Annotated in this window: 20 protein-coding genes and 2 tRNA genes; 12 read left to right on the forward strand and 10 right to left on the reverse strand. The window is 66.0% G+C overall.

What is annotated here, in order from left to right:
* Window positions 1-2: 2 nt before the first annotated feature.
* The gene (locus tag EP007_RS08120; protein ID WP_128477178.1) at window positions 3-539 is read right to left on the reverse strand and encodes a hypothetical protein; all 537 of its coding nucleotides are present in this window, start codon (window positions 537-539) and stop codon (window positions 3-5) included.
* A gap of 134 nt (window positions 540-673) precedes the next feature.
* Window positions 674-1,486, reverse strand: coding sequence for a hypothetical protein (locus tag EP007_RS08125; RefSeq protein WP_128477179.1), 813 nt, complete (start codon window positions 1,484-1,486; stop codon window positions 674-676).
* 108 nt (window positions 1,487-1,594) lie between these two features.
* On the opposite strand from EP007_RS08125, the gene kdgK1 reads away from it, so the two are divergent.
* The 4 genes from kdgK1 to EP007_RS08140 all read left to right on the forward strand — a co-directional run bounded on the left by kdgK1 (window position 1,595) and on the right by EP007_RS08140 (window position 5,738).
* The gene (gene kdgK1 / locus EP007_RS08130) at window positions 1,595-2,548 is read left to right on the forward strand and encodes a bifunctional 2-dehydro-3-deoxygluconokinase/2-dehydro-3-deoxygalactonokinase (protein WP_128477180.1); all 954 of its coding nucleotides are present in this window, start codon (window positions 1,595-1,597) and stop codon (window positions 2,546-2,548) included.
* 100 nt (window positions 2,549-2,648) lie between these two features.
* Window positions 2,649-2,789, forward strand: a complete 141-nt coding sequence (locus EP007_RS17400; protein WP_166035489.1) for a hypothetical protein — start codon at window positions 2,649-2,651, stop codon at window positions 2,787-2,789.
* Window positions 2,790-2,909: 120 nt separating this feature from the next.
* Window positions 2,910-4,211: a PGF-CTERM sorting domain-containing protein gene (locus tag EP007_RS08135; protein ID WP_166035491.1), complete on the forward strand. Its 1,302-nt coding sequence runs from the start codon at window positions 2,910-2,912 to the stop codon at window positions 4,209-4,211.
* Between the two features lie 99 nt (window positions 4,212-4,310).
* Entirely contained in the window at window positions 4,311-5,738 is a 1,428-nt protein-coding gene (locus tag EP007_RS08140) for an FAD-dependent oxidoreductase (RefSeq protein WP_128477182.1), read from the forward strand.
* On the opposite strand, the gene EP007_RS08145 is transcribed toward EP007_RS08140, so the two are convergent.
* Window positions 5,735-5,908, reverse strand: a complete 174-nt coding sequence (locus EP007_RS08145; protein WP_128477183.1) for a YHS domain-containing protein — start codon at window positions 5,906-5,908, stop codon at window positions 5,735-5,737. The two genes, EP007_RS08140 and EP007_RS08145, sit on opposite strands and share 4 nt — an antisense overlap.
* A gap of 299 nt (window positions 5,909-6,207) precedes the next feature.
* Between EP007_RS08145 and EP007_RS08150 the strand changes: the two genes are divergently transcribed.
* The gene (locus tag EP007_RS08150) at window positions 6,208-6,624 is read left to right on the forward strand and encodes a hypothetical protein (protein WP_128477184.1); all 417 of its coding nucleotides are present in this window, start codon (window positions 6,208-6,210) and stop codon (window positions 6,622-6,624) included.
* Window positions 6,625-7,089: 465 nt separating this feature from the next.
* Window positions 7,090-7,569, forward strand: a complete 480-nt coding sequence (locus EP007_RS08155) for a FlaD/FlaE family flagellar protein (RefSeq protein WP_128477185.1) — start codon at window positions 7,090-7,092, stop codon at window positions 7,567-7,569.
* A gap of 36 nt (window positions 7,570-7,605) precedes the next feature.
* Here EP007_RS08155 and EP007_RS08160 read toward each other — a convergent pair whose 3' ends face one another.
* Window positions 7,606-8,343 (reverse strand): HNH endonuclease, encoded by a 738-nt coding sequence (locus EP007_RS08160; RefSeq protein WP_243700351.1) that lies wholly within the window; start codon window positions 8,341-8,343, stop codon window positions 7,606-7,608.
* Window positions 8,344-8,455: 112 nt separating this feature from the next.
* Between EP007_RS08160 and EP007_RS08165 the strand changes: the two genes are divergently transcribed.
* On the forward strand, window positions 8,456-11,662 hold the full coding sequence (locus EP007_RS08165) for a PAS domain S-box protein (RefSeq protein WP_128477187.1): 3,207 nt from the start codon (window positions 8,456-8,458) through the stop codon (window positions 11,660-11,662).
* A gap of 62 nt (window positions 11,663-11,724) precedes the next feature.
* Here the strand turns inward: EP007_RS08165 and EP007_RS08170 are convergent, their stop codons facing one another.
* From EP007_RS08170 to EP007_RS08180, 3 genes are read right to left on the reverse strand one after another with little or no spacing between them, the layout of a single operon-like run.
* On the reverse strand, window positions 11,725-14,304 hold the full coding sequence (locus tag EP007_RS08170; RefSeq protein WP_128477188.1) for a heavy metal translocating P-type ATPase: 2,580 nt from the start codon (window positions 14,302-14,304) through the stop codon (window positions 11,725-11,727).
* 4 nt (window positions 14,305-14,308) lie between these two features.
* Window positions 14,309-15,136 (reverse strand): sulfite exporter TauE/SafE family protein, encoded by an 828-nt coding sequence (locus EP007_RS08175; RefSeq protein WP_128477189.1) that lies wholly within the window; start codon window positions 15,134-15,136, stop codon window positions 14,309-14,311.
* A 5-nt stretch (window positions 15,137-15,141) separates the two neighbouring features.
* Window positions 15,142-15,309 carry a hypothetical protein gene (locus EP007_RS08180; RefSeq protein WP_208023474.1) on the reverse strand — a complete coding sequence of 56 codons (168 nt, stop codon included), beginning with the start codon at window positions 15,307-15,309 and terminating at the stop codon, window positions 15,142-15,144.
* A gap of 223 nt (window positions 15,310-15,532) precedes the next feature.
* Between EP007_RS08180 and EP007_RS08185 the strand changes: the two genes are divergently transcribed.
* Genes EP007_RS08185 through EP007_RS08205 form a run of 5 tightly spaced genes read left to right on the forward strand, consistent with a single transcriptional unit; the run spans window position 15,533 to window position 18,887 of the window.
* Window positions 15,533-15,766, forward strand: coding sequence for a hypothetical protein (locus tag EP007_RS08185; protein WP_208023475.1), 234 nt, complete (start codon window positions 15,533-15,535; stop codon window positions 15,764-15,766).
* Between the two features lie 18 nt (window positions 15,767-15,784).
* The gene (locus tag EP007_RS08190; RefSeq protein WP_128477191.1) at window positions 15,785-16,300 is read left to right on the forward strand and encodes a cytochrome c oxidase subunit II; all 516 of its coding nucleotides are present in this window, start codon (window positions 15,785-15,787) and stop codon (window positions 16,298-16,300) included.
* Window position 16,301: 1 nt separating this feature from the next.
* A complete protein-coding gene (locus EP007_RS08195; protein WP_128477192.1) occupies window positions 16,302-18,029 on the forward strand; it encodes a b(o/a)3-type cytochrome-c oxidase subunit 1 in 1,728 nt (575 codons plus the stop codon).
* Window positions 18,026-18,223 (forward strand): CbaC protein, encoded by a 198-nt coding sequence (locus EP007_RS08200; RefSeq protein ID WP_128477193.1) that lies wholly within the window; start codon window positions 18,026-18,028, stop codon window positions 18,221-18,223. The genes EP007_RS08195 and EP007_RS08200 overlap by 4 nt, the downstream gene beginning before the upstream one ends.
* Before the next feature lies 1 nt (window position 18,224).
* Window positions 18,225-18,887 carry a DUF7546 family protein gene (locus tag EP007_RS08205; protein ID WP_128477194.1) on the forward strand — a complete coding sequence of 221 codons (663 nt, stop codon included), beginning with the start codon at window positions 18,225-18,227 and terminating at the stop codon, window positions 18,885-18,887.
* Window positions 18,888-18,919: 32 nt separating this feature from the next.
* Here the strand turns inward: EP007_RS08205 and EP007_RS08210 are convergent, their stop codons facing one another.
* The 3 genes from EP007_RS08210 to EP007_RS08220 all read right to left on the reverse strand — a co-directional run bounded on the left by EP007_RS08210 (window position 18,920) and on the right by EP007_RS08220 (window position 19,543).
* The gene (locus EP007_RS08210) at window positions 18,920-19,162 is read right to left on the reverse strand and encodes a hypothetical protein (protein WP_128477195.1); all 243 of its coding nucleotides are present in this window, start codon (window positions 19,160-19,162) and stop codon (window positions 18,920-18,922) included.
* 78 nt (window positions 19,163-19,240) lie between these two features.
* A tRNA-Ile gene (locus EP007_RS08215) sits at window positions 19,241-19,345 on the reverse strand.
* A 125-nt stretch (window positions 19,346-19,470) separates the two neighbouring features.
* Window positions 19,471-19,543 (reverse strand) — tRNA-Asn (locus EP007_RS08220).
* Between the last annotated feature and the right edge of the window lie 39 nt (window positions 19,544-19,582).

A 19,582-nucleotide genomic window follows, 5' to 3' on the forward strand; every position in this document is an offset into this window, starting at 1 on the left:
GTTCAGATTTCCACAACGGAGTCGCTACCGAGCGAGTCCGGCAATTCGACGGTGTACAGGACCTTCGACCTTGTCGCGGTCGTAAAATCTAGCCCCACTCTTTCACCGCCGGAAAGAGGCTTTCCCCGGACAGCAGTTGCGTTTATCACGAGTTCGAACCGGTCACTTTCGGCGTTTAACACGGGAAACGATTCGTCGGTATCGTGTCTCGGCGATACGTAGAATCGCTGGCTTTGCCCCGGTCTAACAGTTGTCCTAACGTTCTCCGATTCGGTCGTTTCTGCGACGAGTGAGACGGCTTTGTGCGGACCGACCCACGTAATCGAGACTCCCGAGAGGTCTACCTGTGAGTCACCCTTCGTGATAGTAAGCTCGAGAGAGTCCACCGTTCCGTTCCCCGTCACGTTCGCACGTCCATCCTGTATTTTCAGTTCGTCTTCGTAGTGCGGTGTGGCTCCTTGCTTCGAATCGGGTTTCAAGATACTTCCGGAGGTCATAACGAACCCGATACCGACGCCGAGGACAATTACAGCCGTCATTACCCCGACTAGTATGGCCGGAGTAACGGATGCTATCCGCTTACTGACACCGGCTAGATATTCTCGCAACATAGAACCTGTTTAACACTTCTAATGCCTTTTAGGGTATTTACATTTCGAAAACCTGCAAGTAATTACACGTTCTCGTCTTCGTCGTCGGCCAGCGATCGAATCTCGTCGTCCAGTCGCTCGAAGTGGCGTCGGCGTCGGTCGTCGTGCGACTCGGAGATGCGAATCGTGGGGCGCTCCTCTACGTCGAACACGTCGTCTTCTTCGAGGTCGGTCTCCTCGATTGCGTCCTTGAGCTTCGACTTGTCGAAACTTCGGACCGACTCTGGTTCTACTCCGGCGTCTTCGAGCGCGCGATGGACCGTCGCCTCGTCCTCGACGCGCCGGTAGTGGTAGGTCGTGCGACTGACGCTCCCGAGGTCCGCCGGGATGGTGCGGTCCTCGCTCACGTCTTCGAGGAGTTCGTCGCGGACCTCCTTCCGGGCGTCGTCGGCGGAGTTTTTCAAGTCCGCGAGCAGGGAGTAGAGGTCGGCCAACTGCAACGTCCCGAGATCGTCCAGCGACGAGAGGTCGTACTCGCGGGCGAGTTCTAGCAGGACCAGCGCGTCGCGCTCGAAGCCGAGTTCGAAGGGAGTTTCGTCCGCCTCGTCGGCGACTTCCTCCGTATCGACGGTCACGGGTTCGGTGGCGTCCGCGTCGGTCGCCGTGTCGCCAGCGGAACGCTGGTCCGTCGCACTCCCGTCGCCGCCACCGTTCTGGCGCTGGCGGCGCTTCTCGGTCTCCACGAAGTCGCGCGCCCCGGCGTAGCCGAGACGGTCCCAGTCGTGGGGTGAGTCGTCGGCCGCGCCGATGTGGGCCGCGACCGAGCGAACCGCGTCGCGGTACGCACAGTCGCTCACCGGACAATCGACGGGGGCGTAGTCGGTCGCGTCGGTCATCTGGACGTAACTGACTCGCCATCGCGGATAAACCTTCGTCGGCGACTCGCTGGCGGAAACGTCTCCGGAACCGAGTAAATTATTGCTCGCCGCGGAGAGAACCGACGTATGACCGACCTCGTGACCTTCGGCGAGACGATGTTGCGACTCTCGCCGCCGGACGGCGAGCGACTGGAGACCGCAGGCGACCTCGAATTTCGGGCGGCGGGCGCGGAAAGCAACGTCGCCGTCGCGGCCGCGCGACTCGGCGCGGACGCGGCGTGGACCTCGAAACTCCCCGACTCGCCGCTCGGGCGGCGCGTGGTCGCTGGTCTCCGACGGCACGGCGTCGAGACCGACGTGGTGTGGGCAGACGAGGGGAGACAGGGAACCTACTACCTCGAACACGGCGGCGAACCGCGCGGGACGAACGTCATCTACGACCGCGAGGGCGCGGCAGTAACGACCGCCGAGACCGACGAACTTCCAGTCGCTCGCGTCCGCGAGGCCGAGCGATTCCACACGACCGGCATCACGCCCGCGCTCTCGGAGACGCTGGAGGCGACGACCGCGGACCTGCTCGCGGCGGCCCAAGACGCCGGAACCACGACCTCTTTCGACGTGAACTACCGCTCGAAGCTCTGGAGTCCCGCGGCGGCCCGCGAGACGATGGAATCGCTGTTCCCCGACGTGAACCTCCTGCTGGTCGCCGAGCGAGACGCCCGCGAGGTGCTGGCCCGCGAGGGCGACGCCGAGGAAATCGCGGCGGGACTCGCCGACGAGTTCGATTTCGAGACGGTCGTCGTCACGCGCGGCGAGGAGGGCGCACTCGCGCGCCACGACGGCGACGTGTACGAGCAACCCGCCATCGAGACCGACACCTTGGACCCCATCGGGACCGGCGACGCCTTCCTCGGGGCGTTCCTCTCGCGCCGCCTCGCGGGCGACAACGTGCCGACCGCGCTCGAATACGGGTCGGCGACCGCCGCGCTCAAGCGCACGATTCCGGGCGATGTGGCGGTCGTCACCCGCGAGGAGGTTGAGCGCGTGCTGGCCGCGGAGGGCGACGGGATTTCCCGATAGGGAGAGCACGACGGCCGAACCGCTACCGTACTCTGACGAGAACCGCATTTCCTCGCACGGGGAAACAATTAATATTTTCCACACGCTACAACCGTTTCCAATGGGTCACGACCCCGACCGAAGACGGCAGTGCAAGTGCGGTAGCGAAGATACGACCCTCTTGGAGCAGAAGAAAGTCCCCGGCGGACTGGACTGGTACCGGTACGAGTGCAACGACTGCGGCGAGACGTGGCGAACGTAGTCCCTCCTTCGCCCTTCGCCGACGAACTGGCTAGAGCGCAATTTTTCGATGTACATTATTGACCGAGACTACACGAGGCCAGAAGAGGTATATCCGACTGCTGGCTCACGGACGACCAGCATGAAGCGATTGGCCGCCGCCCTACTGGTACTCGTCGTCGCCGCGAGTATCGCCACTTCTGTCGTCGCGGGGAGTATCGCCTCTACTGCCACTACTGCGACCACCGACACCACTGTTGGACAGGCCTCCGGAGCGGCCTACGCCGGGACGCACGTCTCGTTCGACGCCGAGGGGAGCGCCGTGACCGACTACGCAGTCCGCGGCGAGACGATGCTCGACTCGGTGAAAGTCGAGTCTCGGGAGTCCGTCGAGAGCGGCGGTCTCCGCGACCTCGGGACCTCGCTGTCGGCCGTAACCGAAATCGAGGGCGCGGGCCTTAGCCTCGGCGCGACGACGACCACCGAGACCCGCGTGCGGGCCGAGAGTGGCGCGACCCTGACGGCCCACGACAACGACCGGGGCGTCCTCGTCGTCGCCAGGGGCAACCAGTCCGACCAATCGAACTACGTCGTCGCCGACCTCTCGGCGGGCGCGAACGTCTCGGCCGACGGCGACTCGCAGGTCGAAGTGACCACCGAGAACGGCACCGAGGGCACCGTCCTCGTCGCGGGCGAGGGCAACGCGACGGTCAACGACGACGGCGACGTGACCGCCCGACTCGGCGCGGACGGCCAACTCATCTTCCGTGCATACCCCGACGGCAAGGACGCTGGCGACGACGAACAGGAGCGACTCATCGCCGAGGAAACGGCCGCCGCGGAGACTTACGTGATGACCGAGGGGAACGAAACGGTCGTGGACACCGTGAGCTACGGCGAGAACACAACCGTCGAGAGCGTCGAGACGGCCGAGGGTGAGGTCTCGTTCGCCGTCAACCGGACGACCCACGAGGGGACCGTCCTCCTGACCAGCGTCTCCGAGCGCGCGCTCGACGCCACCGGCGACCTCGAAGTCGCGGTGGACGGCGAGACCGCCGCAGAGGCCCGGACCTACACCCAACTGGAGAGCGCCATCGGAAGCGAACAGTCCCGGTACGTGGTCGAAAGCGCGGCAAGCGGGTCGGCCGACGCCAGCGCGGACGTATCGGTCGCGGTCAACCACTTCTCCGAGCGGACCGTTTCGATGCGCTCGGCAGATTCGGTCTCCGAAACGACCAGTGAGGGTGAGCAGACGACCGACGAGACGACTGCCGACGACGGCGCGACGACCGAAGAGAGTCCGACTACCGGGGACTCCGAGGAAACGCCCACGACGATGGTCGTGGACGACGAGACCGACAACGGCGCGAGCATTCCCGGATTCACCGCCAGCGCGGCCGTCCTCGCGCTGGTCAGTGCGGTGCTGTTGGCGCGACTCCGGTAATCGTCGCTTCTCTTCTCTCCCTCTCTTTGTCGCGCGCGCCATCCGGCCGGGCGTGCCGCGGGCCGAACTTCTAATTCGTCGGGCGTCCTCAAGTACGATATGACAACGCACGTCGTCGTCGTCGGGGCGTACGGAAGCGCCGGGGTCGCGGTCGCACAGGAGCTAGCGGACGAGGAGGACGTTCGACTGACGCTCGTGGACGACGGCGAACCCGGCGGCGGTCTCTGCATCCTTCGTGGGTGTATGCCCTCGAAGGAAGTTCTCTCGGCCGGGAAACACCGGTTTCAGGCGCGCCACGACGACCGAATCGAGGGCGTCCCCCAGGTGGACCTCGAATCGGTCGTGGCGACCAAGGACGACCACATCGAGAACTTCGCGCAACACCGACGCGCCGCGGTTCACGCTCTCGCGGAGCGCGAGAACGTCGAGTTCCTCCACCGGACCGCCCGGTTCGTGGACGACCGCACCGTCGCGGTCGGTGACCGCGAAATCGAGGCCGACTACGTGGTCGTTGCGACCGGTTCCTCGACCAACGTGCCGGACCTGAACGGACTGGACGAGGTGGACTACGCGACCAGCGCGGACGTACTGGACGCGACCGAGTTCCCCGATTCCGGCGTCGTGATGGGGTTCGGCTACGTCGGACTGGAACTGGTTCCCTACCTCGTAGAGGCCGCCGAGATGGACATCACCGTCATCGAACACGACGACTATCCGCTTGACGAGGCCGACGAGGCGTTCCGGTCGGCGATACTGGACATCTACCGCGAGGAGTTCGACGTGGACGTGCTGACCAACACCTCCGAGCAGTCGGTCGAGGAGACTGCCGACGGCGGCGTCCGACTCCACGTCAGACGCGGCGTGTCGGGCGAGCGCGGTGTATCCGACGGCCGACGCGAAGCTGTCGAGGCCGACGAACTGTTCCTGTTCACGGGCCGCCGCCCAGCCGTGGACGGTCTCGGACTGGAGACCACGCCGCTCGCCCCCGGCGCGGGGTGGGTCGCCGACACGATGCAGACCCGCGACGACGAGCGCGTCTTCGTGCCGGGCGACGCCAACGGCCACGAACCCATCCTTCACGTCGCCAAGGAGCAGGGGTTTCTGACCGCCGAGAACGTCCTCCGGCACCGCGACGGCGAGGAACTGAACCCCTACCGGAACACCCACCATCACGTCGTCTTCTCGGGACTGGGCGTCTATCCCTTCGTGCGAGTCGGGACCTCCGAGGAGGCGCTGGCCGCCGAGGACCGCGACTACGTGGCCGTCACGCGCGAGGCCAGCGACGACGGCGTGTTTGCGACGAAGGCGGTCCCGCGCGGACTGGCGAAACTCGTCGTGGACGCCGAAGACGGCACAGTGTTGGGGTATCAGGGCCTGCACTACCACGCCGACGTGATGGCCAAGACGATGCAGGTCGTCGTGGAGACGGGGATGGACGTGCGCGAGATTCCCGACCGAGCGTACCACCCCACGACGCCCGAGATTCTGGACGGACTGATTCGGGACGCCAGCGAGCGACTGGACTAAGCGTACTCCGCGGGGTTCTCGGTGAAGGCGTCGCGGTGTTCCTCCGAGCAGAAGGCGTAGGTCTCGCCCTCGTACTCGACCTGTGCGACGGCGTACTCCTCCTCGCGGTAGTCGGTCTCCTCGGGATTGGTCTTCTCCACGTCGGCACCGCAGACGGCGCACCGGGCCATGTCGGCCCTGCGACGGCCACCGCGGAAAGGGTTCGGGCCGAGCGAGGAGTTGGGGAGGCGTGAGGCTGATGCGGGCGGTGCTGTGCGGTTGCGGTCTGATTTGTTCAAGCCTGACGCTAGCTTCTCTCAGTTCCACTCCAAAAATAGCGCTCTCGTCACTCCCCCTGTTTCCACTCGACGCCGGAACGCCGCGTCAGTGTCCGGAAAGCCCCTCAACTCCCGACCCCCCGACGACCCGCCAACCAAACGGACACCTCGTAGCCGCAACCTATTCGTATCCGACTATCCAATAGTTCCGCATGGCAATCTTGGAGATAAATCTGGAGAAGCCCGCCCTCATCGAGGAGTACCAGTTCCCCACCGACTCGTCGGCGAGAACCACCCAGTCCGAGGTCCGCGAGCGGTCAGAGACCGGCCAGCAGTCCGACGACGATTCCGACGAGTCCGAATCGTCGGGCGGTCTGAAGGGCAAACTCCTCGGCCTGCTCGTGGTTGCGGCCGGGGTCGGACTGGCGGTCTGGAAGTTCAAGAACCGCGGCGGGAGCGAGCAGACCGACTTCGACGAGTTCGAGACCGAAGCGGAGTTCGACGCCGACGAGGGGACCGAAGTCGAGTTCGAGACCGACGGCGGCGGCAAGAAGAAGACCGCTGGGGTCGTCGGTCTCGCGGTCGCGGTCGTCGGACTCGTGGCCGCGGTGCAGAAGCGCCGGAACTGAATCGGGCGGTTCGTTCCTTTTTCGCAGGGTGTTGCGGTCGTGGGCAGAGTATCGTGTTACCGCGAGATGATGGAGAACGTCAAGTAGAAGCTAGCTACTGCCGACGCCAATCAGACCGCACCGCCACCGCCCCGCACGGGCCTCACACCTCCCCAACCTCCTCGCTCGCTTCGCTCGCTCGTCCCTCGCGCGGATGGGCGCGGCCTCACACTGCGAGGCCGCACCGGAAGACAAACCGCGTCTTCCGAGCAGTCGTTCGCATTCGCTCACGACGACGCCCGCACGCGCCGAGTCGAACGTGAAACTGTCTCGAAATCACCACGAAACATCCAGAGAGAACCCCAAGTTTCCCCGACGACGACGCCCCTTCAGCCGCCCACGTCGAGAAGTTGTCTTTGCGCCGTCAGTGAAATAGCAAGAAAGTTTAAATGGACTGTCCGAGATAGCCGAACGTACCCGAGTATCATGCCGCCGACGCCCGGAGATTACGACCTGCGCGAACTGCGTCGCCTCGCGGACCCGAACCGGGAGACTCCCGAGGAGTTCGAGGACGGCGAGGAACTGCCAGCACCGCCCAACGAGGTGCTGCGCAACAGCGAGCGAAACGAACTCGTCCAGTTGCAGAGTCAGTTCTCTGCGGCGGGTGCGCTCCCCGAGAAGCCGTATCTCGACGCCCTGCCCGACCAGTACAGCACGGAAGTCGTCGTGTTCGAGTGGCTCGACTTCCTCATCAACAAGGCCGGGTTCGAGAACACCGGCAACGCCTTAGAATACTACGAGAGCGTCGATTGGATAACCGAGCCGGTGCGCGAGAACCTGCGCGAGTACATGCGCGGGTTCTCCGAGGTCGAGAGCTTCGACCCGGACAAGCCCGGTCCAGCGGACCTCGACATCGACGACCACGTACTGAGTCTGGTCTACATCGCGCGACTAGCGTCGGTCTGACGCTCCGACCAACCGGGCGAGCGACCGCTCGGAGAGCTACGTCGGCGACCAGTCGAGGCGCTCGTTTCGCGTCCGGAGGTACTCCGGCGACGGCTTGGCCGCCTCGCCGAATCGAATCTTCTCGCCGTCTTTATCGACCAGCGTCCTGCGAAGCAGGTCGCTGTCGGTCTCGAACGCGGGGTTGACCCGGAGTCGGTACGTCGAGTCGAGGGTGAACAGGCCGCGGTCGAACGCGGCGTGGTGGGTCTTGTCGAGCGCCAGCACGTTCCGGAACTCCGCGCGTCGGTCGGCGAACTCGCTCCACGGGAGGATGTGGGCCACATCGAGCAGTCCCGCGCAATCGACGCCCGAGACCGGACAGCGCCCGTCGTAGCGCTCGAGGACGGTCTCGCGGAACTCGGGGTGGACGCGCCGCCCTGTCGCCGTCGTCTCGTACTCGGCTGCGGTGTAAGTCGGCACGGCGTCGTCGCTCGGCGCGGCGTCGCCGGGCGTTGGCTCGCCCTCCGCGCCCAGTGGGTTCGCCGTCGGAACGAACGACGTGTCCAGCGAGAGGATTCGGTAGGTTCCGGGCGAGATTTGGGCCACCTCGTCGCGCTTTCGGAGCTGTCGAACCGTCTTGCTGAGCGATTGCCCGAGCGTGTTGTTGTCGGGAAACTCCGTTTCGAGTCGGGAGCGAGACTGGTCGAGCAGGTCTTGTCGCTCGACAACGGCCAGTTCCGTCTGCTCGCGGTAGCGTGCCAGTTCCTCGCGGACGACCTCGCGCCAGCGCGACATCTCGCTTCGACGGAAGGATCGACTCGTGGTAGATCTTTCCCTCCGGAGTTCCCATTCGGGCGGTGGACTATTGACGACGCAGCGTCTAACAGCGGTACGAGATTTCCAGAGCATGAGCGGTCACACCGAACAGGCGAAGGAGGGCGACCGCGAGCCGAACACCCCCGACTTCGGCGACGACTTCTTCGAGCGGATGGTCGCGTCGGCCAACGACGCCGTGGTCACGGCCCACGAGAGCGGGACGCTCGTCTACGCAAACGACGCGGTCGAGGACCTGCTTGGCTACGCGCCCGCGGAGATTCGCGGCCAGCAGTTCGCCGCGTTCGTCCCCGAGCGCCTCCGGGACCGATACGACGGCTGGTTCGACCGCTATACCGACGGCCACGGCGGCACCCCGCTGGACGACGAGACCTACGAGGTGACGTGGCTGACCGCCGACGGCGAGGAGATTCGGCTCTCGGTCTCGGGATTCGTCCACGAGAGTGGCGGCGAGCAGTTGTTCACCGGCTTCGTCCGCGAAGCCAGCGACGCGGGGGAGTCGGCCGAACGCCTCCGCGAGGAGGAGGCGCTCACCGAGGAAATCTTCGAGACGAGTCCGATAGCGTTCGCGGTACGAGACGCCGACGGACAACTCCTGCGAGCGAACGAGCGGGCCGCCGAACTGGTCGGGGTCGGCGAAGACGAACTCTCCGGAGGCGACGGCGAACGGACGTGGACCGTCTACGACGCCGACGGCGAACCGCTGGCGGAGGCGGAGTATCCCATCGAGCGAGTCCTCGAAACCGGCGACCCCGTCTACAACGAGGAGGTCGTCGTCGAACGGCCGAGCGGGCGGTGTGTCCACCTCTCGGTCAGCGCGGCCCCGGTTCGGGAGGGCGAGGAGATTCGGCGAGTCGTCAGCGCGGCCGAGGACGTGACCGAACTCAAAGAGAGTCAGTTCGAACTCGAACGCCGCCACGAGGAACTGGAGACCGAACTCTCGGAGGTGTTCAGCCGAATCGCGGACGCCTTCTTGGCGCTGGACGACGAGTGGCGCTTCACCTACGTCAACGAGGAGGCCGAGACCCTGCTCCGACAGTCCGAGACCGAACTCGTCGGCGAGAGCGTCTGGGACGTGTTCTCCGAGGCGGTCGATACGACGTTCCAACAGGAGTACGAGCGAGCGATGGAGACCCAGCAAGCCGCCTCGTTCGTCGAGTATTATCCGCCGCTCGAAACGTGGTTCGAGGTGCAGGCGTACCCCTCCGAGACCGGTCTCTCGGTGTACTTTCAGGACGTGTCCGAGCGCATCCAGCGCGAGCGAGAGTTGCAGGACCACGTCGAGCAACAGCGCGCCGTCGCGGAGTTTTCGCAGGCCGCGCTCGAAGACCGGTCGCTCGACGCGCTGTTTGACGAGGCGGTCGAACTCGTCTGCGAGACGCTCGGTCACGACTACTGCAAGGTGCTGGAACTCCATCCCGACGAGGACGAACTCCTGCTCAGGAATGGCATCGGGTGGCGGGACGGAATCGTCGGCGACGCGACGGTCGCCGACGACCGCGGGTCGCAGGCTGGCTACACCCTCGTCTCCGAGGAGCCGGTCGTCGTCGAGGACATGGCGGCCGAGGACCGGTTTTCGGGTCCCGACCTGCTCACCGCCCACAACGTGACCAGCGGCATCAGCACCGTCATCGGGTCGCCCGACGACCCGTGGGGAGTTCTGGGGACCCACCACACCGAAGAGTGCGACTACGCCGACCACGACGTGCAGTTCGTCCAGAGCATCGCTCACATCCTCACGACCGCCATTCACCGCCGGGACCGCGAGCAACAACTCGAACGCTACGAGACCATCGTGGAGACCGTCGAGGACGGCATCTACATCGTCGGCCCGGACGGGACCTTTTCGATGGTGAACTCCTCGTTCGCCGAACTGGTCGGCTACGACCGCGAGCAACTCATCGGAACTGACCCCGCGATACTCTACGACGACGAGACCGCGGCCGAGGCCGCGTCCCTCCAACGAGAGATACGCGACGGCGAGCGGCGGTCCGCCACCATCGAGCATCCGCTGTTCACCGCCGACGGTGGGAGCTTTCCGGCCGAGACGACGTTCGTCCTCCGGCGGACCGAGACGGGCGGCCACGAGCGAGTCGGCGTGACCCGCGACATCACCGAGCGCAAGCGCTTCGAGGAGACCCTGACCGCGCTCCACGGGTCGAGCCGCGAACTCCTGCCGTTGGAGACCGCCGACGCCGTCGCCGAGTCGGTCCTCCGGACGACGACCGACGTGCTGGGGATTCGGGGGGCCGGAATCTACCTTTACGACGAGGAACACAACGAACTCGGTCCCGCGGCGGTCTCGGAGTACGTCACCGACATCTTCGGCGACCTGCCGACCTTCCGGCCCGGCGACGACGCGATTACGTGGCGGGCGTTCGCCGACGGCGAGACCATCGCCATCGACGACCTCGACAGCGAACTGGCTTCCCGAGACGACGCACCCATTCGGAGCGGTCTCTGGATTCCGCTCGGCGACCACGGCGTCCTCGCCGTCGTCTCCGGAGCGGTCGGCGCGTTCGACGCCGACGACCGGACGCTCGCGGACCTGCTGGCCGCGACCGCGGAGGCCGCGCTCGACCGCGTGGAGCGCGAGCGCGAGCGCCGCCAGCACAAGCGCGAACTCGAAGAGCGGAACGAACGTCTCGACGCCTTCGCCAGCATGCTCGCCCACGAACTTCGTAACCCGCTCGAAATCGCCCAGATATACCTCGACATGGGCGTCGAGTCTGCTGGCGTCGAGTCTCCCGGCGGCGACGGGGACGCCGCCTCGTCGTTCCGTGAGGTCGAGAGCGCGCTGGACCGCATCGAGGAGATGATAGAGACCCTGCTGGTCGTCACCCGGCGCGGCGGTTCCGTGGACACGACGGAGGTCGTGGCCCTCGGCGAGGTGGCCCGCGAGTGGTGGGACGAGACGGACCCGGACGGCGCGCTCGCCGTCGAGACCGACCGCGAGATTCTGGCCGACCCCTCCCGACTCCGGCAACTGCTGGAGAACCTGTATCGCAACGCCGCCGAACACGCCGGGCCGAACGTCTCGGTTCGAGTCGGCGACCTCGAAGACGGCTTCTACGTCGCGGACGACGGGCCGGGCATCCCCGCCGAGGAGCGCGAGGAGGTGTTCGCTCCCGGCTACTCGACCAGCAACGTCGGCATCGGCTTCGGTCTCGCGGTCGTCGAGCAGTTGGTGAGCGCCCACGAGTGGCACTGCGAACTCACCGAGAGCGAGTCGGGCGGCGCGCGCTTCGAGTTCACGAACGTTGAGACGCCCGAGGAGTGACCGAAGACGGCTCTCGGAACGCTACGAATTGCTAAAGCAATTACATCGAGACGGTAAAGCAATCAATTTCTGTCTTTCGCTCGGGACGCCGTGCCGAGCGACCGCGCGGAGTTCGCCACGACGACGAGACTGCTCGTTCCCATCGCCAGCGCGGCGAACAGCGGGTTCAGCAGGCCGAGCAGTGCGAGCGGCACCGCGACAATGTTGTAGAGGAACGCCCAACCGAGATTGTGACGGATGCGGCGGTTGGTGCCGCGCGCCACGTCGAACACCGCGGCCACGGCGTCGAGACCGCCGTCCACGACCACCGCGTCGGCGGCGTCGCCCGCGAGGTCGGTCCCACTCCCGAGCGCCACGCCGAGGTCGGCGGTCGCCAGCGCGGGCGCGTCGTTGCTTCCGTCGCCGACCATCGCCACGGTCCCCCGCGATTTCAGGCGCTCGACGGTCTCGGCTTTGGCCTCGGGCGGCACCCCGGCGAACACCTCCGAGACGGTCGGTTCGGCCCGGAACTGCTCGGCCGCCCGCTCGTCGTCGCCCGTGAGGACGACGACTTCGCGGCCCGCCGCGAGGTCGGCGACCGCCTCGCGCCACCCTTCTCGGGGACTGTCGCCGACGACCACCACGCCGCGCGCCCGGCCGTCCCATCCGACTGCGACCGGGACGTGACCCTCGGCGCGGGCGTCGTCGGCCGCACGCCGGAGCGCCGACGAGACCGCGAAGCCCTCGTCGGCCAACATGTCGGGATGGCCGACCGCGACCGACTCACCCGCCACCTCGCCGGTTACGCCTCGGTCGCGGGTTTCGATGTTCTCGGCGTTGATTTCTGTCGCAGTGCTATCCGCGGTCGTGGTCGCAGTGCTGTTTGCGGTCGCGGTCGCAGTGCTGTCCGCTGTTGCGGTACGCTCGGCGCTCGCAGTTTCACTGCTGTCGGTCTTCTCGCCGTCGGCGGTCCCGGATTCGGAACCCTCGACCGCATCCACGATTGCCTCCGCAATCGGGTGCGCCGAGTAGCGTTCGAGCGTCGCCGCCCGCGCGAGAAGGTCCTCGGACTCGACGCCCGACTCGTCGCTGACCACCTCGCGGACCGCCATTCGCCCGTCGGTTAGCGTGCCGGTCTTGTCGAGGACGACCACGTCGGCCTCCGGTGCGGACTCGAACACGGTGTCGGAGGCGACGACGACGCCGCTGTCGGCCGCCTCGCGGATGCCCGACGCGACCGCCAGCGGCGTCGCCAGTCCGAGCGCGCAGGGACACGAGACGATGAGGACCGTCAGCCCCGCGAGCAGGGCGTCGGCGACCGGTGCGCCGCCGACGAGTCGCCACCCGGTCGCGGCCACCGCGAGGACGAGGACCGTCGGCACGAACAGCGTCGCCAGTTTGTCGGCGAGTCGCTGGACGCCCGAGCGAGAGCTCTGAATCTCCCAGAGGAGGTCCACGAGCCTGTCGAGCGTACTCTCGGCCTCGTCGCCGACCTCGACCACGAGCGGTTCGTCGGTGACGACGGTGCCCCCGAGGAGCGAATCGCCCGGTCGTCGGGTCTCCGGGAGGGATTCGCCGGTGACGAGCGACTCGTCAACCGCCGCGGTGCCTTCGATAACTTCACCGTCCACGGGCACGCGCTCGCCCGGACGGACGAGGACGCGCTCGCCGGGCGCGAGGTCCGCGACGGGGACCGATTCGGTCGCGTCCTCGCGCAGGCGCGTCGCCTCGCTGACGCGCGCGCTGGTCAGTTCCGAAAGCCCGCTGGCGGCTTTGCGCTTGATGCGGTCCTCGTAGTAGTTGCCCACCGTCACGACCAGTACGATGGCGACGGTCACGTCGAAGTAGACGTGGGTCCGGCCGACGACGACCGCCACCGAACTGTAGGCGTAGGAACTGAGCGCCGCGAGCGAGACGAGCAAGTCCATGTTCGGCTGTCCGGCCCGGAGACTGACGACCGCGCCCCGCAGGATGGGATAGCCCGTGTAGAACAGGACAATCGAGGACATCAGCCAGACGTTGCCGAAGAGATAGAGTCCCGCGAGGTCGCCGAGGTCCACCAGCGGTTCGAACCCGAGATACGTCGGGTACAGGAAGAGGACGTACCACAGCATCACCATCATGCCGAAGACGCCGCCGCCGATGAGAAACCGAACGAGTTGGGTGTCGGCCCGGTCGTCGGCGTCGGTCCCTCGCTCGGGGTCGCCGACGGCGTAGCCGTACCGGTCGAGCGTTCGCCCGAGCGCGTCGAGGTCGGCGTCCTCGTCGTGGGCGACCCGGAGCATGTCGGTGGCGTAACTCGCGTCCGCGGCGTGGACGCCCTCGGCGTCGGCCGCGGCCGACTCGATGAACGTCTCGCAGGTCGCACAGTGCATCCCCTCGACGCCGAGGTAGGTGTGGTCGGCGTCGTCGGGCGCGTCGTCACTACCGCCGCGCTCCTCGCGGACCTGCTCGGCGTCCGCCGCCTCCACGTCGTCTACGGTCCGCGCGATTTCCAGACAGCCCCGACAGCAGTACGCGCCGGGGACCGACTCGTCGGCGTCGGCGAGCGCGTCGTCCGTAATCGGCGCGTCGCCGGTCGGCAGGCCACAGAGCGTACACTCCTCGGGGAGCGTCCCGGTACGAGCGTCGGCGTCTCGGTCGTTCGCTGTCGTTTCGGTCATGTAATCATCCGAGAGGCTGGTACTCCGGTGCGGGGAGCGGCAACATCACTCGCGGCACGTCGATGCCGAACAGGGCCAGTCCGTGCGCGACCATCAGATAGCCGAGGACGACGAACGCGACGCCGAGAACTTGATGCAGGCGCTTGCTGGCCGACAGCGATCCGAAGACCGTGCCGTACACCAGCAGGGTCGGGAACGTCCCGACGCCGACGAGCGCGAGCAGGAAGGCCCCGCGAACTGGGTCGCCGAGCGCGAAGGCGTAGACGTACGCCGGATACGTGATTGGACACGGGAGAAGCGCGTGGACCACTCCGAGTCCCGCGATTCGCGCGTCGCCGACGAAATCATCGACTCGGCGAGTCAGGACGCCGCTCACTCGACCGAACAGGTCGTCTACCGGCCCGAGAGACGGATGCGACGCCGACCCGCCGACGTAGGAGACGCCCGTGATTCCGATGAACGCCCCGGCGAGGACCGCGGTCGTCGCCTGTACGCTCGTCCCGGCCGCGAGGACCTGGTCCATCGCGCCGACCGTGACCGCGCCGAGGAACGCCAACAGCGCCCCGACCGCGGCGTAGCCGACGGTCCGACCGAGATTGAACAGGGCGTGTTGGCGGACCTGTCGAAGCGTGAGCGTGCCGCCGTCGGTCTCCTCTTGGGCGCGGAGGCGGTCGGCGTAGACGCTCACGAGCGGGCCACACATGCCGAGACAGTGGGCACCGCCGAGGAAGCCGACGACGAGAAACACCGCGGCGTCCAGATTTCCGGTCGGGAGCGGGCCGCCCTGCCCGTGAAGCGGGACCAGCGCGGCGCGGCCGAGAGGCGCAATCATGGGGATTAGACCGTCGCGTCGTCGGTTTCGACGGTCTCTTCGCGGTCATCGACGCCGGTCGTCTCGTCGTCGCCGTGGTCGCCGTCGTGGTGGCCGCCCTCGGTCGGCGACGTGAGCAGGTAGAGACTGCCGGTGATGAGACCGACGTTGACGACGGCGACGACCGCGAGCATACTCCGTCCGAGCGCGAATAGAGCGACCGGAGCGACCGCGAGTAACGAGACGACAGTTAAACTCCGAGCCGAACGGTCTGCCACTACCTTTTTAATACTTAACTGGTGTTGAGACTGCTCCATACGAAGCGATAGTAGTAGCCATAGTAATCCGATTTCGCCCGTTTTCAGGGTCTGGGAATCGGATGTCTTCATTAAATATTCCCTGTTCGTACGCTCGCTTATGTCGATAGAACCGAAAACAGAGAGTGCGGTCCGCGAGGACGTGCCCGACCGTCCGCGCGGATACGTCGTCGGCTCTGCGCCCGACAGCATCGAGCGCGAGATCGGCCACGACGAGTTCGACCCGGTGGGAACGCTGGTACTGATACTCGGCTACTTCGTCATTCTGGCGGTGATGTGGGTGTTCATGTACTTCGTGGAGTTCCTCGGCAGGGGACTAACGGTGGTCGGATAACTGGGAGGTGACTCACGCATGGAAATACACGCATACGAGAAGTTCTGGCTCGCCGCGGCGCTCCTGCTCATCGTCGGCTTCATCGCCACCGTCTCGTACGGTGCGGTCGGCGCGGGCGTCGAGATGATCGACGACGACGGCGGGACGGTAGACCCCCAAGCGCTCGACGAGCATCCGAAGTTCAGCGACCCCGGCGTCTACCAGTCCGGGCCGAACGAGTACGACGTGTACGTGGTCGCCCAGCAGTTCGCGTTCCGGCCGGGCACTGCCGAACCTATCGAGGTGCCCGCCGACAGCACCGTGACGTTTCACGTCACTTCCGCGGACGTGATTCACGGCTTCGAGGTCGTGGGCACCAACGGGAACACGATGGCGATTCCCGGTCAGGTCGCCACGTTCACCGTCGAAGTCGGCGGACCGAAAGAGTACGGCATCCTCTGTAACGAATACTGCGGGTCGGCCCACCACGCGATGGAGGGCACGATGAACGTGGTCCCGCAAGACGAGTTCAACGGCACGAAGGGAGGTGCCTGAGATGGCGACGTTCGTTGACCGGTATCCCGAGGAGGCGTCGGTTGTCAAGGCAACGCTCGTCGTCTCGTTTCTCTCGCTGGGCATCGGGGCGCTGTTCGGTCTCGTACAGGCGCTCCACCGGACGGGTTATCTCCGGATTCTCGACTCGGTGGACTACTACACCGTCCTGACGGGCCACGGAGTCTTGTTGGCGCTCGTGTTCACCATCTTCTTCCTGATGGGGCTGTTTACGTGGGCGGTCGTCCAGAGCTTGGAGCGACCGCTCCCCGATATCAGGCTCTCGTGGGCGTGGGTCGGTCTGACGACGACCGGCGCGGTGTTCGCGGCGGTCGCCATCCTCGCCGGTCTGGTTCCGAGTATCGACATGAGCGCGGACGTGCTGTACACCTTCTACGCGCCGTTGATGGGCCACCCGCTGTTTTACATCGGGCTGGCGATGTTCATCGTCGGGACGTGGCTGGCGGGGGCCGACTGGTTCCTCGCGTACCGCGACTGGCGCGGCGACAATCCCGACGAGCGCATCCCGCTGCAGACGTTCATGGTGCTGACGACGATGCTGATGTGGTATCTCGCCACGCTCGGCGTCGCCGTCTCGACGGTGTTTTTCCTCATCCCGTGGTCGTTCGGGTGGGTCGAGACCGTCAACCCCCTGCTCACGCGGACGCTGTTCTGGTTCTTCGGCCACCCCGTCGTGTACTTCTGGCTGATGCCAGCGTACATGCTGTGGTACACCGTCCTACCGAAACTGGCTGGCGGACGACTGTTCAGTGACCCACTCGCGCGGGTCGTGTTCGTGCTGTTCCTTCTGCTCTCGACGCCGGTCGGCATCCACCACCAGTATCTCGACCCCGGCATCGCGGAGGGGTTCAAGTTCATCGCCATGACGAACACGATGTTCCTCCTGTTGCCGAGTCTGCTGACCGCGTTCACTGTCGTCGCCAGCATCGAGCACGGAGCGCGCCAGCGCGGCGGTGAGGGCTACATCAAGTGGCTCGGCGCGCTTCCGTGGCGCGACCCCGCGTTCACCGGCATGGCGCTGGCTGGCGCGATGTTCGCGGCTGGCGGCTTCTCCGGCATGATAAACGCCGGGATGAACATCAACTACCTCATCCACAACACGCTGTGGGTGCCGGGTCATTTCCACCTGACCGTCGGTACCGCAGTCGCACTGACGATGATGGCTGGGTCCTACTGGCTGGTCCCGCAACTGACCGGCAAGCGCCTCTACAGCCGACCTATCGGTCTCCTACAGGTCGTCCTGTGGTTCGTCGGCATGGTCCTCATGTCGAACGCGATGCACCGGGGCGGACTGGCCGGTATTCCGCGCCGGACCGCCGAACCGCAGTACCAGAACTTCGAGTTCTCGACCATGCTCGGGAGCGTCGAGGAGATTCAGGCGGGCATCGCGCTCGGCGGGACGCTCCTGTTCGTCTCGGCGGTGCTGTTCCTGTTTAACATCCTGCTGTCGTCCATCGAGGACCCCATCGAGAACCCGGTTGACGACAGTCTCCCTGCGCCCCTCTCGGGTGCCAGCGGTAGCCCCGTCGTCCTCGATAACCTCCGACTCTGGACCGCAATCGCGGTCGTGCTGGTGATTCTGGCCTACACGCTCCCGCTGGCAGGCATCGTGGGCGACGCCGGAGTGTGGGGTGACGTGCCGGGCGTGCCCGTTTGGGTGTCCGGGAATCTCGACGCCGCCCTCGCGGCGCTCCCGGAGGTGATAGCATGAGGATGACCCGCGCGGGACTGCTCGTGTTGGTGGCGTTCAGCATCCCGGTCGCCATCGAACTCCGCGTGCTGTTCGGCTTCTTCGGCGTGAAGCTCCCGCTGACCGCCTCCATCGTGTTCGAGGCGGTGTTCCTGCTGCTCATCGCAGTCTTCTACAACGTCAGCGCGGAACCGAAGTCGGCGACCAAGAACTGAGATGTCCACGGACACCGCCTCGAACACCGACCGGTCGCTCGGGCGTCCGGCCCGAGTCGCGCGGACGTTCGTCGCGCTCACGGTCGCCGAGGCGGTGGTCGTCCTCGCGTTTCTCGCGCTCACGGGGACCGAAGTGGTCTCGGTCCGGTATCTGGCGTACCCCTTCGTCTGGACGAACGCCGCGGTTCTCGCGGTGCTGTACGCCGAGATTCCCCGTCCGACGAACCGGTGGCAGTTCGGTGCGCTCGCGGTCGGCGTCGCGTACTTTCTCGCGCTCTGTGTCGCGGGCGGACTCGTCTCGACGGGCGAGGGCGCGGGTCTCGGGTCGCTGACGGTCACCGCGGCGATTCCCGGTTGGGGACCGCTCGTCGTCGTCTCCGGCGGTGCGGTCCACCTCTCGCTCGTGCCGTTCAAACTCGTCGGCTACGCGGGATTGGCGACCCTCGCGTACGCCGCGGTGGCACGCGCGGGTCGTGGCCTACTCGGTGGCGCGCTCGGTCTCGTGACCTGCGTGAGTTGCACCGGGTCGGTCCTCGGCGCGCTTCTCGCGGGCGTCGGCGGGTCGTCGGTTGCAGTCTCGGCGGTGCTGTCCCGGTCTTACGACCTCTCGACTGCGGTGTTCGTACTTGCGATCGGCGGACTCTGGGTCGGTCTACGACGATGACCGTCGATAGCGGTACGGCGGAGAAAAACAGCTCAGGCGCTTCCGCGGCGTTTTCGGCGGCCCGTCGAACGGTTGAGCCACGCGGTCAGTACGGCCGCGAACGCGACGAGCGAGACGCCCGACAGCACCGAGACCGCCACGTCGGCCGAGACGCTTAGGTTCGATGGTGCGAACAGGGCGTATCCCGCGACGCCGGTTAGGACGACGCCGAGCGTGACGAACAGTCCGATTGCCGCTCGAAGCACGTCGAATCGCTGGGTTAGTGGAGTGGACATGACGTACGCTACACTACGCTGGATACCCACATCAAGGCGAGACGCGATTCTCAGGTTCTGAAAACGAGAGGTGAGGAATGGGCCCGCTCGGATTCGAACCAAGGAATCGCCCGGTGTCCCATGACGCTGGTGTCCCAGTCGCCAATATGAGCCGGGTGCTTTACCAGACTTAGCTACAGGCCCTTCGGGTACAGCTAAAACCTCGATTCTTTAAATCACTTCGGTTCGTCGTGGTGGAGTCTCGCCGACGATGCTCCGTGCGTCGTTGCGTAGAGACACCGCTAGTCGTTAAATATCCGAGAGAGAAGCGCCGTCGCCAGGGCTCGAACCTGGGACCACCACGTTAACAGCGTGGCGCTCTACCAGCTGAGCTACGACGGCTTCTGTCTGCATTCGTTTGTAGACGCGAGTGATTTGATA

Origin of the sequence: Halorussus pelagicus (assembly GCF_004087835.1) — an archaeon.
Lineage (GTDB): Archaea > Halobacteriota > Halobacteria > Halobacteriales > Haladaptataceae > Halorussus > Halorussus pelagicus.

Bases quoted from the DNA above. Each gene is read 5' to 3' on its own strand.
- EP007_RS08120 (WP_128477178.1), bottom strand. From the start codon at position 539: ATGACGGCTGTAATTGTCCTCGGCGTCGGTATCGGGTTCGTTATGACC.
- EP007_RS08125 (WP_128477179.1), bottom strand. From the start codon at position 1,486: ATGACCGACGCGACCGACTACGCCCCCGTCGATTGTCCGGTGAGCGAC.
- kdgK1 (WP_128477180.1), top strand. From the start codon at position 1,595: ATGACCGACCTCGTGACCTTCGGCGAGACGATGTTGCGACTCTCGCCG.
- EP007_RS17400 (WP_166035489.1), top strand. From the start codon at position 2,649: ATGGGTCACGACCCCGACCGAAGACGGCAGTGCAAGTGCGGTAGCGAA.
- EP007_RS08135 (WP_166035491.1), top strand. From the start codon at position 2,910: ATGAAGCGATTGGCCGCCGCCCTACTGGTACTCGTCGTCGCCGCGAGT.
- EP007_RS08140 (WP_128477182.1), top strand. From the start codon at position 4,311: ATGACAACGCACGTCGTCGTCGTCGGGGCGTACGGAAGCGCCGGGGTC.
- EP007_RS08145 (WP_128477183.1), bottom strand. From the start codon at position 5,908: ATGGCCCGGTGCGCCGTCTGCGGTGCCGACGTGGAGAAGACCAATCCC.
- EP007_RS08150 (WP_128477184.1), top strand. From the start codon at position 6,208: ATGGCAATCTTGGAGATAAATCTGGAGAAGCCCGCCCTCATCGAGGAG.
- EP007_RS08155 (WP_128477185.1), top strand. From the start codon at position 7,090: ATGCCGCCGACGCCCGGAGATTACGACCTGCGCGAACTGCGTCGCCTC.
- EP007_RS08160 (WP_243700351.1), bottom strand. From the start codon at position 8,343: ATGTCGCGCTGGCGCGAGGTCGTCCGCGAGGAACTGGCACGCTACCGC.
- EP007_RS08165 (WP_128477187.1), top strand. From the start codon at position 8,456: ATGAGCGGTCACACCGAACAGGCGAAGGAGGGCGACCGCGAGCCGAAC.
- EP007_RS08170 (WP_128477188.1), bottom strand. From the start codon at position 14,304: ATGACCGAAACGACAGCGAACGACCGAGACGCCGACGCTCGTACCGGG.
- EP007_RS08175 (WP_128477189.1), bottom strand. From the start codon at position 15,136: ATGATTGCGCCTCTCGGCCGCGCCGCGCTGGTCCCGCTTCACGGGCAG.
- EP007_RS08180 (WP_208023474.1), bottom strand. From the start codon at position 15,309: ATGCTCGCGGTCGTCGCCGTCGTCAACGTCGGTCTCATCACCGGCAGT.
- EP007_RS08185 (WP_208023475.1), top strand. From the start codon at position 15,533: ATGTCGATAGAACCGAAAACAGAGAGTGCGGTCCGCGAGGACGTGCCC.
- EP007_RS08190 (WP_128477191.1), top strand. From the start codon at position 15,785: ATGGAAATACACGCATACGAGAAGTTCTGGCTCGCCGCGGCGCTCCTG.
- EP007_RS08195 (WP_128477192.1), top strand. From the start codon at position 16,302: ATGGCGACGTTCGTTGACCGGTATCCCGAGGAGGCGTCGGTTGTCAAG.
- EP007_RS08200 (WP_128477193.1), top strand. From the start codon at position 18,026: ATGAGGATGACCCGCGCGGGACTGCTCGTGTTGGTGGCGTTCAGCATC.
- EP007_RS08205 (WP_128477194.1), top strand. From the start codon at position 18,225: ATGTCCACGGACACCGCCTCGAACACCGACCGGTCGCTCGGGCGTCCG.
- EP007_RS08210 (WP_128477195.1), bottom strand. From the start codon at position 19,162: ATGTCCACTCCACTAACCCAGCGATTCGACGTGCTTCGAGCGGCAATC.